This is a genomic window from Leptothoe spongobia TAU-MAC 1115, from assembly GCF_018739885.1.
GTDB classification, from domain to species: Bacteria; Cyanobacteriota; Cyanobacteriia; order Phormidesmidales; family Phormidesmidaceae; genus Leptothoe; species Leptothoe spongobia.
Genome location: NZ_JADOES010000025.1, coordinates 26,504 through 43,946, shown reverse-complemented (window position 1 = coordinate 43,946; position 17,443 = coordinate 26,504). Strand labels below are relative to the sequence as shown.

The window sequence follows — 17,443 nt, the reverse complement described above, 5'->3', positions numbered from 1 at the left end:
GACCGCTAAACAGCATCACAATAATCCCTAAGTCTTCCTACGAAAAACTATAGTTCTGAATGTGAACGCAGTTTATTGCTCAACACCTCATACAGAATCTATATCAAGGATCAGCAATAACCAAAATTAATCCATAGATATCTGGGAAGGTATCCATGAGTAATGCCCCATTTATTTTGCTTCAAAACTCTTTAAAGCTATTGCTTCAGAAAGTTGAAGCTCCTCACCCATCACTATTACCTAAACATTATCTATTAGTCGTGAATAGATAACGAGCAGAATCATACATGATTAAAATACTTTTGTGCGCACTGTTTGAATTTATTTCTTGATAATTGTATTAAGAGTTGATTTACCTGTTGATTTACTTCGTAAATTCCCTAGAGTCTGACCATTATGAAAGCTTCTTATGTTAATTGTCCTCTGTTTCTCCCCGGCTTATCCTATTGACCTAGAGCTAGATTAAGTCTATTTCTAAAGCTTAAACTCGGTTGAGTATCCGCCCCAACCATGAAACTTACAACTCGCGGACATTACAGTGTAAAAGCGATGCTTGATCTCAGTTTGCACCCCCATTTAACACCGGTTAAACTGATTGCCCAACGACAAAATTTGCCCGCACCCTATCTAGAGAAATTACTAATTCAACTACGTCGATCAGGGTTAGTCGAATCAGTACGAGGAGCACGGGGAGGCTATCGATTAGCCAAATCTCCAAATCAAATTTACCTAGGTCAAATTTTAGATGCTGTAGGAGAACCCATCAGTCTTTTGGAACTCACTACCCCAGCAAAAGCAGAAGATTGGGTCACCCTCACCCTGTGGCGAAGACTACAGGAAAAACTGAGAGAATCACTCTACAGCATTTCCCTTGAAGAGCTCTACTACGACGCCCGCAGTTGGCAAGCGGCCCAAGGTGAAGACACAAACTTTATGGTTTAGGGCTTGTCAAGTGTTGACTCTTAGTTATGGTTAATAAACCACACCACTTCTCGCCTTACACTATGGCCGATCAGGTAGTTGAAATTCTCTCTGCAGAGGCGATTCGCCGTACGCTAAACCGTTTGGCCTCTGAAATCATTGAACGGACCGACCACCTAGCCGACTTAGTCTTAGTCGGCATCCATACCCGTGGTGTCCCCTTAGCTCATACCATCGCCCAACAAATGGAACGCCTTGAAGGCATCCAAGTACCCGTCGGGGAGCTAGACATTACTTTTTATCGAGACGATCTCGATAAAATCGGCACCCGTACTCCGGCGAAGAGTGAAATGCCCTGCGATCTTACTGACAAAAAAGTGGTGCTCGTAGACGATGTTATTTTTAGTGGTCGTACTATTCGGGCTGCTCTTAATGCCGTGATTGACTATGGTCGGCCCAATTTGATCCGCCTAGCTGTCCTGATCGATCGAGGACATCGCCAGTTACCGATTCATCCCGACTTTATCGGTAGAGACTTACCCACGGCCCGTGAGGAACTGGTCAATGTACAGCTGATGCCCTTAGATGAGAAGGATACGGTAGAGTTACTAAAACCAGTTTAGATGGCCTGCTACAGCTCATCTCGCAGCACTTAGCCAGACTTTTGATATCCACTCTGGGGGATATAAACCCAACCAAGCTAAGTTTTGGGTGTAATAGGCAGAATCGCCATCCCAAAAAGCATCAGGATTTACCAGTGTCAGCTTATTTTTCAGAATAGACTCTGCTATACCAGCATCCAGATGACGTGCAGCCTGATACACCATGGCATATTGGGATGTAGCTCCATAATCAACCATGGCTTCACCAGCCAGATCAATCTGAGCTGGCAACTGTTGTGACTGTTCCCACTGTTCCAATAAAGTTGAAAGATGATCGTTCAGATAATGTCCTGCTGGAGCAGACTCAAACCAAATCAGATCTAGCGCCACTCGCCACCACACACGATAGGCATCAAAGCCATACAGGCTTTTGAGGGGAGCATCAGCTGGTAGCTTTCGATAGTGGGGATTTTTGTTGTGGAGCAAGACCCAATCACTGGGTAGTCCTAGCTCCGATAGTTGGGCGCTTTCTTCGAGCATCCTATAGCCAGTATTGACTAACTCTAACCAGTCTCGTCGTCGATCTACTTGGGCAAATAGCCGAAAGGCATAGGGAGCAAAATAGGACGGATTTAGATACCAGGTCTCTGGCGACGGATGGAATGCACTGATGGGCCCAGGTAACAGGTAGCGACCAGACAGCTCGTCCTTTAAAGTAATATCAGCCGTGGAAAACTCCCAAATATCATTGAGTTTCGTTTTGGCTAGATTTAGATAGGCAGGCTTTTTCCAACGACGGGATGCCAGAATTAATGCGGTAGCCGCGTCAATATCGGCATCGGTGGCAAAGTTTTGATCTAAAATCCCCCATTTCTTCGCCTCCCCTGGAGTCGCATCAGGTCCCCATTTCCAGGCCCATAGATGATCTAGTAAGACATCATCATCACGACGCGCCAGATTTTGTTCGCCCCAGGTCAAGACTCGATCAAACGTTTCAGGGTCATCAATGATCACAGCGCGGAGCATGGCATAGGCCTGGCCTTCAGAGGTGGTGCGCTGATCATCATTTTCCCAGTCAATCACTCGACCATCGGCTTGGATAAAGCGATCTCGATAGTTTTCCCAGGTGGTTTCAAAAAAAGAGCGATTTAAGGGGGATGGACCAATGGCAATCTTTACTGTTGAGGGCAGCTCAGTGGGTAATTCATAGGCCGCTTGCGATCGCACCGGAGCTAAGCAACTGACAATGGCCATATTCAGCATCAGTCCCAGCAAGACCAGACAGCCCCAACGCCGCATCCATCTAAAAACCTCTCTCGACACCATGGTGGTCCCATCCTCATAACTGGTTTGTCATAAACCATATCCAGACTGAAACCAGCAGTCCAAAAAACTGCTCTGGATATGGGCAAAATTCATATATGTCCTATCCTGACACAGCTTTCTATGACTGCGATGGTGATGCATTAGGACCTTTGAGTGTCACATCAGCTCCATGCTCTATGAAAAAACCGTAGGCTTCTGCTTACAAAAACCTACGGTTCTAAGCATAGAAACGGTTTAAACCATGTCTTAAATCACTTCCAGGGTTAAACCTAAAATTTCACATACAGCCAAATGCCAAAAACATTAATAACGCTCCCAAACCGGCTGAAAGCCTCGATGTAACAGCAAGCCTTCTTTAATCAGTCTTTCTTGACGCTGTAGGGCAATACTGGACGGCACTTGACTTTGCAAAGCATTGATTTCCTCCAAAGCCTGCAAAGGACGATCTTGAGCCACCGTTAAACTGATCGAAGTCTGACGTAGATTGAGATCGTCCGGGGCCATCTCAATCGCCTGATCATACAAACGACGCGCCTCTTGATATCGCAGCTGTTGGAATCGCACACCAGCCAACCCTACAATCGCATCAAATTGCTCAGGATTTCGCTCCAGCAGAGTTTCGTAGGCCCTGGACGCCGTAGATAGCTTACCCGTATCTTGGGCGATCTGTCCTTGCAGCAAATAAACCTCAGGAGCATCAGGGTTATCAGCCACCAGCTGAGCAGCCGCTTCATTCGCCGCATCGGGATCCGTCATCGCTAGCACTTGGATCTGCCGCTGACGAATCAGCAGAGAACCTGGGTTTGCAGCCAACAAAGACTCATAGAGGCCACTGCGGTCAGGATCAGCGGGCAACGCACCGACCAGGCTATACAGTTCAGGCGGTTGTTCGTTGGCAGGATGTGTAGTCAACCACTGATCTAAAACAGATTCAGCCGTTTCAACCGAAATAAACTTACCCTGGTAAGCCAAACTAGTCTGGCCCAGAATTTTGGTATCGTTGCCAGAATTGAGGGCAATGATTTCTTCATATAGGGCCAGTGCCTCTGTATAACGCCCTTGGCCTTGGTAGATACCGGCTAAGCCCTGTAATGCACCGGTCATAACCTGATTACTGCTAGTCGGGTCATTAATCAGCTGCTGATAGATAGTGATACTAGTGTCACTATCGTCCAGGCGACGAGCTTGCTCAGCCTGAAACAAAAGCACAGCCGGATCATCTCCCGCATACAATCGCAGCTGCTCTTGAGCCAGCTCTAGCTTATTTTGCTGAAGATAAATCTGCCCAAGACGATAGTGTAGGAAGGGTTCGGCTGAAGTGGCTGCCAACACATCCTGATAAAATGGTACCAGTTCAGCATCGGGAGGATCCAACTTGGCTAAGCTGCTAGCAATGTACTGCAGCTGAGTAGGATTCTCAGGCAATGTGACAGTCAATAGCCGCTGCCGCAGTTCCTGGGCCGAAATTTGGGCCAACTGACGCTCCCAAATACTGGCCTGTATATCAAGGCTGATGTCATCAGGATATTGGGCCGCCAGCTGCCGATAGGTAGCTAGCGTTGTGGGGCGACTGCTGGGATAAACACTAAGAGCATCAGCCGCTTCACGGGCAGTGCCCACCGTCAAACTTGAACTGGTCAACACTTCTCTATAGGCAGCAATGGCTCGTGTTTGGACCTCAGGAGCATCGGTGTAGAAGCTCATGCCCCTAAGTGCCCGAGCGACCATCAAGGGCTGTCCTTGAATGGTATCGAGCAGCGTCAGACCACGCTCATACTGGCCATTGGCAGCATAGGACGCCGCTAACTCTGCCTTTAGCTGAGCCTGCTCATTGGGATTCCCATTAGCATCCAGAAATGGCTGCAACACATCAATGGCAGCACTGGGCATATTCTGCTGACGAAGAGCAAAGCTATAGGCCTGGGCCTCATAAACTTTTAGAGTTTGTCCCGAGCTAACATAACTTTCAAACAATTCGATGGATTGGCCAGAGCGTCCACCATAGGCAAATACCTGGGCTGCGCCGATCTGAGTAGATAGACTGGGTGTCTGCTCCAGGGCAATATCGTAATCAGCAACAGCTTCGAGCAGACGCCCTTGATAAAATAAAAGCAGGGCCCGTTGGGCTCTCACCTCAGCATTCCGCTCATATCCAGGCTGCTCCAACAAATTCGTAAGAGCATCAATCCCGACATTACGCCACTCAGGGCGATAACTACCTAACAAACCCAATGTTTCAAGAGCTTCAACATTAGTGGGCTCTAGAATCGTTAGCCGTCGAAATGCCTCAAATGCATTGGCATCCTGCCCAAGTTTTAAATAGGACCGAGCCAAACCTAGTTGGGCAGGTACAGAATTAGGGTACTGTTGCACCGCCTGTAAAAACTTTTCCAGAGCCGGATCAATCCAGCCTTTTTCAAATAGAGCATAGCCCTCACGGACCAGAGTGGGCTGATTATCCAGATTTGGGAATTGGGCCAATACCGGTTGAGCCAGGACCAGCGGAGTAGAGGCCAGTAGGTTAAGGCTGAGACACAGGCCCAGCGTACGACGATACCAGTTCATAACAAGAATGCTTCCTATATTCCTATGTATTTCTTGTAGGGGCGTTGCATCCAACGCCCTTATATGGGGCAAACAATGCCAATCAATCAAAAAGTTCTAATAAGTCCCAGTCGGCGCGAATGCGAAATCCCAATACCGACTCAGAAAATTCATCCCGCAGCTGCCAACTAATGGCAGCTCGTGCATTCGGTGCCAGCCGAATATCGTAAAACGTTTCCAATACATCAGGGCGATCACCCTGGCGGCGATCGTCATCGCTGAGCTGACGACCGTAACCAATGCCAAAGCGATCGTCATCAATAAATAGGTCCAGAAAGTTCACACCAAAACTATAGGTATCTCCCGAAATATCTAAGTCAGAGTTTCTGTGATACCCATAGCGGCCAAACAATCCGGCATTAAGTTCGGGAATAAACCATTCGGCGTTGATACCATAGGAAACCTCCCGGTCACCCTCCTGGGGTCCAAATACCCCATTGCGGTTTATCTGGAAACTCTCGGGAATACCGTCACGATCACCATCATCAGTAGCACTGACATAGGTGCCGCGTACAATCAAATTGCCAAGATTGACACCAATTTCACCAGCAACAGCATCAAAATCTAAGTCATCAAATCCACCGGACGAAAACGCCGCCGCCTTAAGAATCACCTCATCAATGGGTCGCCAGTGAAGTAACGCCGCAGGCTGAGACTCAAGCTGTGTAGTAGCCAGGGCAGGGTTTGTCTGAAACACAGGATTAATAAAGTGGGTCAGACTGTCTTTAGCAAAACTATTGCGGTCAAAAAATGACGTCAGCTCGATCAGTCCCACCGCACCTCGCAGCTCAGGGGCATTAGGGGGAGAAGCAACCACAAAGAGCTCACTAATATTGAAACCAGTGGAGTCTGTATCCGAAAAGGCATTGCCAGTGGACAAATCAACAGCACCGACAACGGCCACATTGGACCGAAGAAAATAGTGACCGTATACCCGCGCTCGCGCTGAAAAGTCATCCCCTTCTTGAATAGCCGCAGTCTGAAGCCTTAGCTGAGGAGGTGTCAGGGGAGCATCGTCCAGTTCAGCTTCTCCTTCCGCTATACCATCTGGCAACTCCTCTGTCTCCGATAGGGGCGCAAGCACACCTTCCCCAGGAGCTTCAACGGAATTTTCATCAAAGAAAAAGGGATCTGAGGGACTCGCCAACTCGCTGGAGTCTTCTTGCACCAAGAAAGCTGGGTCTGTTTCAGCGGCACCAGCAGCGGCATCGTTAGCAGTCTCAACAGTAGCCTCGTTAGCGTCATCAGCTAAAGCGTCATCTTCAGGATCAGTTAATTTGATGATGATATCGGCAGAATCTACTGCTGCAGGATCCTCAAACTCAGATTGCTGAGCTATTTCCTCAAATTTAGAGGCAACCAGTCTAATACTTTCAGAATCTAAATCCTCAAAAATACTCTCTGTCGGTAAGGCCATCACTGGAGCTGCAATTACCGCCATGGCTATCCATACCATCCAAGACACCAGCGGCAGTGCCTGAAAATTCCTAGCGATATCCCTCATAGTCCTTTCCAATAAAATGTTCGTGTTTAAGTATGTTTGTCACCGATCGCCGATGTGCATTAAGCGCTGGAACATTCGCAAGTAGCAACATTCCCAGCCAACACATCCGCCTAAATCAGTAACCGCTAATTTTTTCTGGCGTTGCTGAGCCTCGGGATGATTTCATCTGAAAGATGCCGTCATATGGCATTTTTAATAGATCGGTTCATCCTCATAAATCAGCAACAGCAATTTTCTAGATAGGTTTTATCCGGCGTTGCTGCTCCAAATGATGATTTCATCTGCAAGATGCCGGTACATGGCCTTTCTAACAGATCGGTTCATCCTCTAAATCAGCAACGGCTTTTACCCTCGCACCGCATCACTACATGAGCGCTTGACGGACAGAGTTACCATCGGTATTCACACCATAGTTATCCCATCGGGTCAAATCGTCATCATTACCCTGGAATAACAAGATGATTAATTAATCATCTTGTTCCAAGATTTGCTCAAACCCTTAGTCTGCTTAATTTAAAAACTACATACTCTAACTTCTGTACATCAATTACTTTATTGGCCCTTCATAAATCCTGGGAAAGGCGATAGGCAGTTCAAAATTAGGCATTAGGCCTAGAATCTTGAGTAATGTGTGCGTCAGTGCATGGTCTTGGGTCCTGGTGATTTTTCCGACCCGCAGCGTGAATAAACATTGACTAACGATGACTGATTCAGGCGAGAGCGTACCTTAGATAAGGTAAAAACCAATAAAAATATTGAGAGTACGCCGTGGCCCAAACCATTAGCTTGGATGAGAGCACCCCTGCTACCATCCAGGATCGCAAAGCGGACCATCTACGTATTTGCCTGGAAGATGATGTCCAATGCCGTCAGATCACCACTGGTCTGGAAAACTATCGCTTTATCCACTGTGGGCTACCTGAGCTGAGCTACGACCAGGTGGATATTAGCACTACGTTTCTGGACAAAGCTCTACGCACCCCTTTGCTAATTTCCTCAATGACAGGTGGTACAGAACAGGCGCGCTTGATCAACCAGCGTTTGGCGGTCACAGCTCAGAAGTTTGGGTTAGCCATGGGGGTGGGTTCCCAGCGAGTGGCCGTCGAAAGACCTGAATTGGCAAACACATTTAATGTGCGGCACTATGCCCCTAATGCCTTGCTATTCGCTAACCTGGGTGCCGTACAATTAAACTACAGCTATGGTCTGGAGCACTGTCAACGGGTGGTGGACTGGCTAGAGGCCGATGCACTGATTTTGCACCTAAATCCGCTACAAGAATGTGTCCAAACCCGAGGGGATACAGACTTTAGCGGCCTGATGGCCAAGATTGAAACCCTCTGTGCTCAGTTACCGATACCGATCATTGCCAAGGAAGTCGGTAATGGCATCTCAGGTGATCTGGCTCAAAAGCTAATTAATATAGGTATCTCAGCCATCGATACCGCCGGAGCTGGGGGGACATCCTGGGCACGGGTGGAAAGTGAACGAGCTGAAGATGTCAAACAGCGACGTTTGGGGCAAACGTTTTCGGATTGGGGCATGCCGACGGCTGAGTGTATTGTTGGCATACGTGCGATCGCACCCAAAATACCCCTGATTGCATCCGGCGGTCTACGTAACGGTTTAGATGTCGCCAAAACCCTAGCCCTCGGCGCAGATATTGCTGGCATGGCTTTACCTTTTCTCAAAGCCGCCGATCATTCTGAGGCCGCCCTCGACACCCTGAGCGATATCCTGATTGCCGAACTCAAGACTGCTCTATTCTGTACTGGCCAAGGAAACCTTAAGGACCTCAAGCAGGCCCAGGTACTCCAGCATATACCTTAAACTAGAATCAACCACCCATCTTTCTCCACCCACACCATGCGAGACTTTCTTAAATATGCGGCTGCCAGTGCACTGGGCACCCTAGTTGGTCTATTCAGCTTAGTCGCCCTACTCGGTGTGGGTGCATTAGGGCTGGCAGGCTTTTTTATTAACTCAGCTGCCACCGAAACTGAACCTGAAGTCAAAAAAAATTCAGTTTTAGTGTTTGATCTGGCCACCGATATTGTTGATGCGGTTCCCTATTCTGGGCCTAGTGTGGTGTTAGAAGAAACCCTCTATGGCAACACCTATCGAGCCATTTCTCTACACAGCGCTCTCCAAGCCCTAGAAGCAGCTGCCACCGATGACAATATCACCGGCATTTACCTCACCGGCAACACCAATGCCGGATTTGCCACCCTCAAAGAGGTACGAGCAGCCCTAGAAAAATTTAAAACCGACTCAGGTAAACCAGTACTCGCCAACAACGCCATTTGGAGTGAGCGGGACTATTATCTAGCATCTGTGGCAGATTCCCTGTATCTCAATCCAGCAGGCGTAATGGAGCTTAACGGCTTTCGAGCAGAGATTCAGTTTCTAGCCGGAGCCCTCAGTAAATATGGCATAGGTGTACAAGTCCTGCGGGCAGGTCGCTACAAATCCGCCATTGAACCCTTCACCCGTACCACCAGCAGTCCCGAGGAAAAGCAGCAGACCCAAGCATTGTTGACTGACCTATGGCAAGAATTTTTAACCACAACCAGTGAGGCAAGAGGCAAAAACCCAGACGCCATTCAAGCCATTGCTGAGAATCAAGGATTGCTCCCTGCCGCCGAAGCCAAGTCTGCTGGACTGATTGATAATATTGCCTTTTATGATGATGTGCTGTCTGAGCTACGGGAACTGACAGACCAAACCGATGAAAAATGGGATGAAGATGAGGATGATTTTACTCAGATCAGCCTTTATCGCTATAGCCAAACCTTAGATACCAATATCTTTGGCAGCAAAGACACCGTTGCCGTTATCTATGCCAATGGCGAAATCGTTGATGGTGAGGGCTCCCCCCCTGGATTGATCACCTCTGGTGGTCTATCAGAGACATTGCGTCAGGCCCGTAATGATGAGGATATTCAAGCCGTGGTGCTAAGGGTGAATAGTCCGGGGGGGAGTGCCATTGCCTCTGAAATCATTGCCCGTGAGGTAGAACTTTTAGCCGCAGAGAAGCCCGTCATCGTCTCCATGGGCAATTATGCCGCTTCCGGAGGCTATATGATTTCAGCTCCTGGCGACCAGATCTTTGCCACTCCCGCCACAGTTACAGGCTCCATCGGTGTGTACGGTCTACGGCTAAACTTCAAAGAAATCGCCAATCGTAACGGCGTTACCTGGGATGTTATCAAAACCGCCAAGCTAGCCGATATCGATACCGTCAGTCGCCCCCAAAGTGAAGCAGAACTGAAGCTCCAACAGGGGTTTGTCAATACTTTGTACGATCGCTTTTTAACCCTGGTCGCCGAAGGACGCGAAACACCCAAGGAAACGATCAATCAGGTGGCCCAAGGCCGGGTATGGTCGGGGACCGATGCCGCAAGCGCCAATCTAGTTGACCAAATGGGCGGCCTCAATGAGGCCATTAACGCTGCCGCTGCCGCCGCCGAACTAGAAGATTGGCAGGTGGAAGAACTACCTAAGCCCCCTAGCCTGGAAGAACAAATTCTCGATAGCCTCTTTGGCGCAGGTATTGTTGCAAAATTGCCCTGGGCTCAGGATCCCATTTCCCAAGAAGCAATGAAACTACGAGAAGAGTTGAGTCTGCTAAAAACCCTCAACGATCCTCAGGGTATGTATATGCGACTGCCGTTCACAACAGAAATTGAATAAACCGCAAAACCTGACAATGCCTTTGGCGCTAACGTTGGAGCCGTAAGAATTGACATAAAAAGAGCATTAGCCCAGGAATTCCCCTAGCAACCAATGCCCTTCGAACTTGTTTGTAGCTAATACCTGAAACTAAGGTAACTAGCTGTTAGCAATTTTGCTGGTATAAGCGTCACCGCTAAAGGGATAAATACGCTCGTTGAAATCAGTCTCCCGACCGGTTACCAGCTTGGCAAGATTGTCGAAGCCTTCAGAGTTCCAGTTGCGTTCGTGAATAGGCTTAGACTGCTCTCCGAAAAAGTAGGCTTGGGTACCAATGATGGATGCTGCAACCCAACCAACAAGGATTACGGCCAATAAGATACCAAACATTGTTTTGTCTCCTTATTTTTAAAATGTGTCGCGAAGTGAACACGCGTCGACTGTCGATACGATCTAGATGAACTAGCTAACGGCTAGGGCTGTAAGCATCAAAGCGCTAATAAGCAATGTGGCGATACCACCTTGGAGCATATAACGACGCTGCTGCTCAGGCGCGGGATAGGAAGCTAGATACATCTCGGGCTCAGTGGAGTAGTTGTTGAGCCGGCCTGTTTCGTCGGTGGTGGTGTACATGATTTGATGTCCTTTTTTATGAGTGGGTCTTTATGTAAATTAATGTAACGCATAATATTACGAATTGCAAACTTACTTGACAAATTAGGTATATTTACCATGCGAATTATCTCTATGCTTAGCCATAGGACTCTCTATGCCTCGCCATGGGGCCTATCCACAGGACACACAGAGTGGCAAGAACTCTTTAAACCTGCAGGGGCCTGATCAATTGATCAGGCCCCTGCAGGTTTAAAGAAAGGAGAGATAACAGTGATTAAATTTGGGCGGGGGCAACCTGTTGAATGGTGCGCATCAGCATGGAACGCTGACGATTGCGGGACTGCTGTCGATGGGACTGGTTCAACAGTCGTCCTTTGTTTTGAACAGAGGTTAGGGGCGTTACGGGATGTAATGTCATGGGATTAACTTCCTCAATACAACGTAAGTGTGTTTAGAAATTGAGGTGCGTTCCTTCGGATTGCAGTGCCTAAGAGCACTGTTGCCTACTTCCATGAGCCCACTCATTGAAAAAACAAACAATAAACGGGTCACGAACGTCTTATTTCTGTATCCATTGTTACCATTTTCAAGAAAATCGTCAAGGGTTTAGCCTATTTTTTATTTGGTAGATATCTGACCAATGAGACGATCCAATCCACTAATCCGTAAAACTCCGATCTACCGCATCAATAGCAACCGCCTCACCTAAAAGAGTCTCCAACGCCAACGACTGTGCCATCGGCATCTGACCATAGCTAAACACCCAGGGCACATCATCCGTCAGCGACAACTTCTCCAACAAATAAGGACTGCCATACACAACCACCGCCTGCAAATCCCCTGCCAGCATCTCCAAATACTTGCGAGCCAACTGCACCACCGGCTCACCCCGCCGAAATGGATTATCCCGCACAAACAATTGCACCAACGTCGGCAACCCCGTCCTCGGCAACTGCGACGACCGACTATCCAATAGCATCCGCTCATACCCCCACCCCATCGGCTCAGTAATTGCCGGGGCCGTCCTCGGCAAAAACTGCCGAGCACTCAAAACATCATCCACCAAAATCACATTTTGTCCCTGTTCCTTTGGCTTAAACCCAGTCTCCCCCTGCCGACTAGACACCTGTAAAATAGTCCTCGCCAGCTCTAACGTCTCTGGCTGTGCCAACTGCTGTACTTGGGTCACCGGCTCCGCAGGTTCCCAATCATGACAGGTCGGCCCAGTGCCCAATGGTCCTGATACCTTATGCTTCGCTCGCCAAATCTGCTCCACCGAAGCCCGAATCTGGTCCTTGTCTAAGCGCCCCACCCGCACCGCTTCACAAATCGCCTGAATGCAACCTTCCACATCCGCAGGCATCAACACCACATCAGTACCCGCTTCGACTGCTAATACAGCCGCCTCATAGGGACCATAGGTCTCCGTAATCGCCCCCATCACCAACGCATCGGTGACAATCAGCCCATCAAACCCTAGCTCCTGCCGCAAGAGCCCAGTCAAAATCGGCTTCGATAACGTCGCAGGATACTGCTTATCTAAAGCACTCAGACAAATGTGAGCCGTCATCACACTATCCACAGACTTACCCTTCCCAGGGGAAATCGCCCCTTTAAATGGCCGCAACTCCACCCGATCAATCCTGCCTAAATCGTGTTCTATGACCGGCAAGCTCAGGTGGGAATCTATGGATGTATCCCCATGCCCCGGAAAATGTTTTGCCGTCGTCAGTACCGGATATTTCTGCGCCCCTTGGATAAATGCCTGGGTCAGCTGAGTCACAATCTCCGGTGTTTCCCCAAATGCCCGCACATTAATCACCGGATTGGCTGGATTATTATTCACATCCACCACCGGAGCCAACACCCAGTTCAGGCCAATGGCCATCGCTTCAAGGGCCGTACACCGCCCAAATTGGTAAGCATAGGTTTTCGCCAAGTCTAAATCCGTGCGAGCAATTTCTCCCAATGCCATTGGCGGCGGAAACCAAGTGGCACCGCTAAAGCGCTGACCCACACCTTCTTCAATATCTGCCGCGATCAGAAGCGGAACCTCTGCCATCGTCTGGAGAGTCTGACAGCGTAAGGATATTTCAGCCGCACTACCACCGAGCAAGATTACACCACCTACACCCAAATCGGTAATGTATTCTTCCATCTGGGTGTGGGTCGCTTCCCAAGCTGGATATTCAATTTCGTGATCAAACAAATGCCCAGTGGTACGCACCACTATCATCTGGGCCACTAGCTGCGATAGGGACAGACTATCTGGATCGGGCAAGATGGGCTTTAGCATTAGAGCCTACACGCCATCTTCATCCTCAATGGCACTGGGTACTACAGTCGGAATTCCATCTTCATCAACGTCGCTACGATCATGTTTCAACTTACTGAGCAAGTTCAGTACCTGGGTCCCCTGCTCAAATGAAACATCTTCTTTGAAAATAATTTCAGGCGTTCGCCGTAGCCGTAAGCGTCGTCCTAAGGTGCCTTTGACATAGGGCGTAGCTGCCGCCAGTCCTGCCATGGTTTCGGCCTTGACTTCGTCAGTGCCATAGATGCTGACAAAGACTTTGGCATGTTGCAGGTCACCAGCAACATCTACAGCGGTAACGCTGACCATGCCACCACCGACTCGCTCGTCTTTGATGTCCGTTAAGAGCATCTGACTAATTTCACGTTTAATTGACGCTGATACCCGCGCCACTCGACGACTTGTTGCCATCGTCTTCTCCTTGTTAATTCATGGTGGTGGGCAATGCCCACCCTACGCCAATCCCAACATTGCTCGCAGGATAAAGCTTAAACAGATAAAGCCGGCTACCACAGCACTCACCAGAGCAATGGCAGTGGTGCGATTTTCGAACAGCGGCAGTAGAGGCTTAACAACGCTGTACAGTACACCGAGGGTAAATGTAATAAAGTAGCGGGGATACCGCGACACATTGGAAAAAAATTCTTGCATCGTCTAAACTTGCATCGTCTAAATTTTTGTCGGCTCAGCAGTAGCCCTTTGTTTTAAACAGAGTATTAAAAGCCTTATACATCCTACCGTAGGTGCTCGGTTCTCCTGAGGGGAAAATTCTTAAGAGTTTATGGTCCAACTATCTTCCCCATCTCTACCATTACGCCCATTTTTGAAATGGGCTGGGGGCAAACGGCAGTTGGTGCCTGAACTGCTTAAGTATGTACCATCTCGCTCTGCTCATTATTATGAGCCATTTATTGGAGGTGGGGCGCTTTTACTGACTTTGCAACCTGGTAAGGCTACGATTTGCGATCGCAACTCCGAACTGATCAACTGCTACCAGGTGGTCAAGGAATCTGTAGATAAGTTGATTGAAACCCTCCAGCAGCATCGCAATGAAAAGACATACTTCTACGAAGTACGCGGCTGGGATCGAGAAGCAACATTTGCTGATAAAACCAAGGTACAGCGGGCGGCCCGCATTATTTTTCTTAACAAAACCTGCTACAACGGCCTTTTTCGGGTGAACTCCAAGGGCCAGTTTAATGCCCCCTTTGGTCGTTACAAAAATCCCACCATTGCTGATGAAACCGTTTTAAGAAACGTCAGCAAATACCTAAATCAGGCCAATGTCACCATCCAGCAAGCAGACTTTGCCGCATCCGTTACCAATGCAGGCCACAATGACTTTGTCTATTTTGACCCTCCCTACGATCCCGTGTCCACCACCTCATCGTTTACAGGATATGACAGGAATGGGTTTGATCGTACCGAGCAACAACGGTTAAAGGCAGTTGTTGATGACCTCACCAGGCGAGGTTGCAAAGTGCTCCTCAGCAATGCCTATACAGAGTTTATTCAGGACCTTTATCAGGACTATCGCCACGTCCGCGTTAGTGCCACCCGAGCGATTAATTCAAAGGCAACCAAACGCGGCAAAGTGGATGAGATTTTAGTTATGAACTATTGAAGCGTGCTGGCACTCACCAAGGTGCTTCAGCCCTTTGCCATAAAGGTAAGCAAGGGGCGCTCAACACCAACTGCTATGACGACGGAGTACCAAAGTTAACACCGTCTGATGGCTCCTCGGTCGTTCCCTGTTGATTGTCTTCCTCAGAAGCCGACCCAGCCCCATTATCAGTAGGCGTCTCCGTCTCGTTTGTAGGTGTTTCGCTGTCCGTTGGCGTCTCTGTATCATCTTCCCCAGAATCACCTTCTGGCGGGTCAGTCGTTTCCTCTTTAGGCGTATTGCGAATATTGTCTACAGCAACACTGAGGGCATAATTAATGGGATTTGGGGATTTGGATACGATCGCAATTTCGTAATATCCCGATTGAGTCAACTGGCCTGACCATGTCGTTTCTGATGAATCAGATAACAAAAAAGGCTCTTTTTGCGACGGTACCGGCAGATAAAGAGACATCAGAGTGCTATTTTCAGGCGTCTGTAAGTTAATTCGTAGGTTTTGACCTTCTTGCAGCTTGAGAATAAAGACTCGCCCCTGTCCTGAGGCCAGCTGCCCAGTCATGCGCTTACTAAAGGCTCCTGTCTCAAATTCAACGGATTCAAGGGTTTTTCCACTGGTCAAATCTTCCACACTATCTTGGGCCAGGGCGTACCAGACTTGACCAAGGGGCTCATCTAAAATATCGTCTCGCTGTTCCTGGGGGAATATAGTGGCAAATTTGGCATCGGCCAAATCATCTAACGCACGACTACTGACATTGAGACGATTCACCGTTTTACGCCAGCTTTCTCGATCGTCGGCTCCATAGGCAGCCAGCCCCCGCCGCGCAGGCGTACTCAAATGTAGCTGCAGGGTATCCAGCGCATCCATCGCCTCATTATCCCAACGTAAACGTAGGGGAGCATCCTCAACCGCTGATGTGAGAGGACGTCCTTTTAAGTTCGGATACTGTTCGTAAAAGCGCTGATTAATCCACTGATTGAGCCAAGCTTCATTAACCCCCAAGGATTCACGTCGCTGCAGCAACGCCTCTTTGCGCGCCACTTCATCAGGAGTCAGTCCTACAACCGGCTCCTGAATGGGATCGGTTGCCGACGGACTTTGGCCAAAGGGCCATTGTGGTCGCCGTATCCCCAGACCAAACAATAAGGCCATCAATAGACTGCTCAGACCCAACACCACCAAGAGCCCAATCAACGCCTGCAAAAGGCTCGATTTACCATCTTGCCTAGTAGGGCTAATACTCGTAGACGTTAAGGTAGTAGACTCTGGGTCGGGAGCTGCAACCTGAGTCGCCTCGGTCGTCGGATAGACCTCAACATCATTGCCCATAGCCGCTCCACCATTGTCACTGACATAGATAGGCGGCGTGACCGGTACAACAGAGGGATCATTATCATTATCCGCCGCCATCATCCCAGCCACGTCTCCTTGTAGAGCCTGCATGACTGCAGCAGCTGATGGGTAACGCTGGACTGGAGAAGGAGCCAACATCTGTTTAAGCACTTGGTTGATCGGTTCGCCCAGACTGACAAAGCGCTCCCAATTCCAAGAGTTATCATACATATCAGTCAAATCCTGAGGCTCTCTACCCGTAGCTAAAACCACTAGCGTTGCAGCCAACCCATAGAGATCGCTAGTAGCATCAACCGTACCCGAATGAAACTGCTCTGGAGGTACGTAACCAACCTTACCGATACGTGTCTTGCTTGATGGAGCTGACAGTTCCTGCTCAACGGTGGCGGCAATTTGCTTCACACTACCAAAATCAATCAGCACCGGTAGCCCATCCTGCGCACGAAGAATCAAATTCTCAGGGGAAATATCACGATGAATAATATCCAAGCTATGGATATACTCCAGGACTGGCAGCAGTTGATAAAGCAGCTGGGTAATCTCAGTCTCACTAAAATGCCCGTTATAGTCTTGACGACTTTGCAGCAATCCCCGGTAAGTTGGCCCTTCCACATAGTCTTGGACTAGAAAAAGTTTGCCCCCCTCCCGCATCAGCTCACGAAATTTGGGAATCTGCGAATGTTCAAGCTGATAAAGGATTTTTGCCTCCCGTTCAAACAATTCCTGAGCCTTAGCCAATAGGTTTGAGTCCTCAATTTGGGGGACAAATTCCTTTAGCACGCAGGGCTCTTTAAAGCGATGCAAATCTTCGGCCAAATAGGTACGACCGAACCCCCCTTCCCCTAGCTCTCGCAATACGTTGTAACGTGCACCTAGTGGGGTGCCAGATTCCCAGGGTGTGCTCATT

Annotated in this window: 15 protein-coding genes; 5 read left to right on the top strand and 10 right to left on the bottom strand. The window is 48.8% G+C overall.

Features of this window, described 5'->3' with window-relative positions; translation table 11 throughout:
• The first annotated feature begins 510 nt into the window (after nucleotides 1–510).
• Entirely contained in the window at nucleotides 511–942 is a 432-nt protein-coding gene (locus IXB50_RS13365) for an Rrf2 family transcriptional regulator (RefSeq protein ID WP_215609478.1), read from the top strand.
• A gap of 62 nt (nucleotides 943–1,004) precedes the next feature.
• Nucleotides 1,005–1,544, top strand: coding sequence for a bifunctional pyr operon transcriptional regulator/uracil phosphoribosyltransferase PyrR (pyrR, locus tag IXB50_RS13360; protein ID WP_215609499.1), 540 nt, complete (start codon nucleotides 1,005–1,007; stop codon nucleotides 1,542–1,544).
• A 15-nt stretch (nucleotides 1,545–1,559) separates the two neighbouring features.
• Here pyrR and IXB50_RS13355 read toward each other — a convergent pair whose 3' ends face one another.
• The 3 genes from IXB50_RS13355 to IXB50_RS13345 all read right to left on the bottom strand — a co-directional run bounded on the left by IXB50_RS13355 (nucleotide 1,560) and on the right by IXB50_RS13345 (nucleotide 6,957).
• Nucleotides 1,560–2,849: a glycosyl hydrolase family 8 gene (locus IXB50_RS13355; RefSeq protein ID WP_215609477.1), complete on the bottom strand. Its 1,290-nt coding sequence runs from the start codon at nucleotides 2,847–2,849 to the stop codon at nucleotides 1,560–1,562.
• A gap of 303 nt (nucleotides 2,850–3,152) precedes the next feature.
• Nucleotides 3,153–5,414 carry a tetratricopeptide repeat protein gene (locus IXB50_RS13350; protein ID WP_215609476.1) on the bottom strand — a complete coding sequence of 754 codons (2,262 nt, stop codon included), beginning with the start codon at nucleotides 5,412–5,414 and terminating at the stop codon, nucleotides 3,153–3,155.
• A gap of 82 nt (nucleotides 5,415–5,496) precedes the next feature.
• Nucleotides 5,497–6,957, bottom strand: a complete 1,461-nt coding sequence (locus tag IXB50_RS13345) for a carbohydrate porin (RefSeq protein ID WP_215609475.1) — start codon at nucleotides 6,955–6,957, stop codon at nucleotides 5,497–5,499.
• Nucleotides 6,958–7,725: 768 nt separating this feature from the next.
• On the opposite strand from IXB50_RS13345, the gene fni reads away from it, so the two are divergent.
• On the top strand, nucleotides 7,726–8,787 hold the full coding sequence (gene fni / locus IXB50_RS13340; RefSeq protein ID WP_215609474.1) for a type 2 isopentenyl-diphosphate Delta-isomerase: 1,062 nt from the start codon (nucleotides 7,726–7,728) through the stop codon (nucleotides 8,785–8,787).
• Nucleotides 8,788–8,823: 36 nt separating this feature from the next.
• Complete coding sequence (sppA, locus tag IXB50_RS13335) at nucleotides 8,824–10,650, top strand: signal peptide peptidase SppA (RefSeq protein ID WP_215609473.1); 1,827 nt, start codon at nucleotides 8,824–8,826, stop codon at nucleotides 10,648–10,650.
• 138 nt (nucleotides 10,651–10,788) lie between these two features.
• Here the strand turns inward: sppA and IXB50_RS13330 are convergent, their stop codons facing one another.
• From IXB50_RS13330 to IXB50_RS13305, 6 genes are all read right to left on the bottom strand, one after another.
• Nucleotides 10,789–11,019 carry a photosystem II protein, Psb35-related gene (locus IXB50_RS13330; protein WP_215609472.1) on the bottom strand — a complete coding sequence of 77 codons (231 nt, stop codon included), beginning with the start codon at nucleotides 11,017–11,019 and terminating at the stop codon, nucleotides 10,789–10,791.
• Nucleotides 11,020–11,091: 72 nt separating this feature from the next.
• Nucleotides 11,092–11,262, bottom strand: a complete 171-nt coding sequence (psb34, locus tag IXB50_RS13325; RefSeq protein ID WP_215609471.1) for a photosystem II assembly protein Psb34 — start codon at nucleotides 11,260–11,262, stop codon at nucleotides 11,092–11,094.
• 256 nt (nucleotides 11,263–11,518) lie between these two features.
• Complete coding sequence (locus IXB50_RS13320; RefSeq protein WP_215609470.1) at nucleotides 11,519–11,662, bottom strand: hypothetical protein; 144 nt, start codon at nucleotides 11,660–11,662, stop codon at nucleotides 11,519–11,521.
• A 240-nt stretch (nucleotides 11,663–11,902) separates the two neighbouring features.
• Nucleotides 11,903–13,540: a glycoside hydrolase family 3 N-terminal domain-containing protein gene (locus tag IXB50_RS13315; protein ID WP_215609469.1), complete on the bottom strand. Its 1,638-nt coding sequence runs from the start codon at nucleotides 13,538–13,540 to the stop codon at nucleotides 11,903–11,905.
• A 6-nt stretch (nucleotides 13,541–13,546) separates the two neighbouring features.
• Entirely contained in the window at nucleotides 13,547–13,969 is a 423-nt protein-coding gene (rbfA, locus tag IXB50_RS13310; protein ID WP_215609468.1) for a 30S ribosome-binding factor RbfA, read from the bottom strand.
• A 42-nt stretch (nucleotides 13,970–14,011) separates the two neighbouring features.
• Nucleotides 14,012–14,209, bottom strand: coding sequence for a DUF751 family protein (locus tag IXB50_RS13305; protein ID WP_215609467.1), 198 nt, complete (start codon nucleotides 14,207–14,209; stop codon nucleotides 14,012–14,014).
• Nucleotides 14,210–14,339: 130 nt separating this feature from the next.
• On the opposite strand from IXB50_RS13305, the gene IXB50_RS13300 reads away from it, so the two are divergent.
• Nucleotides 14,340–15,182: a DNA adenine methylase gene (locus tag IXB50_RS13300; protein WP_215609466.1), complete on the top strand. Its 843-nt coding sequence runs from the start codon at nucleotides 14,340–14,342 to the stop codon at nucleotides 15,180–15,182.
• Between the two features lie 73 nt (nucleotides 15,183–15,255).
• Here IXB50_RS13300 and IXB50_RS13295 read toward each other — a convergent pair whose 3' ends face one another.
• Nucleotides 15,256–17,442 (bottom strand): serine/threonine-protein kinase, encoded by a 2,187-nt coding sequence (locus IXB50_RS13295; RefSeq protein ID WP_215609465.1) that lies wholly within the window; start codon nucleotides 17,440–17,442, stop codon nucleotides 15,256–15,258.
• Nucleotide 17,443: the final 1 nt, after the last annotated feature.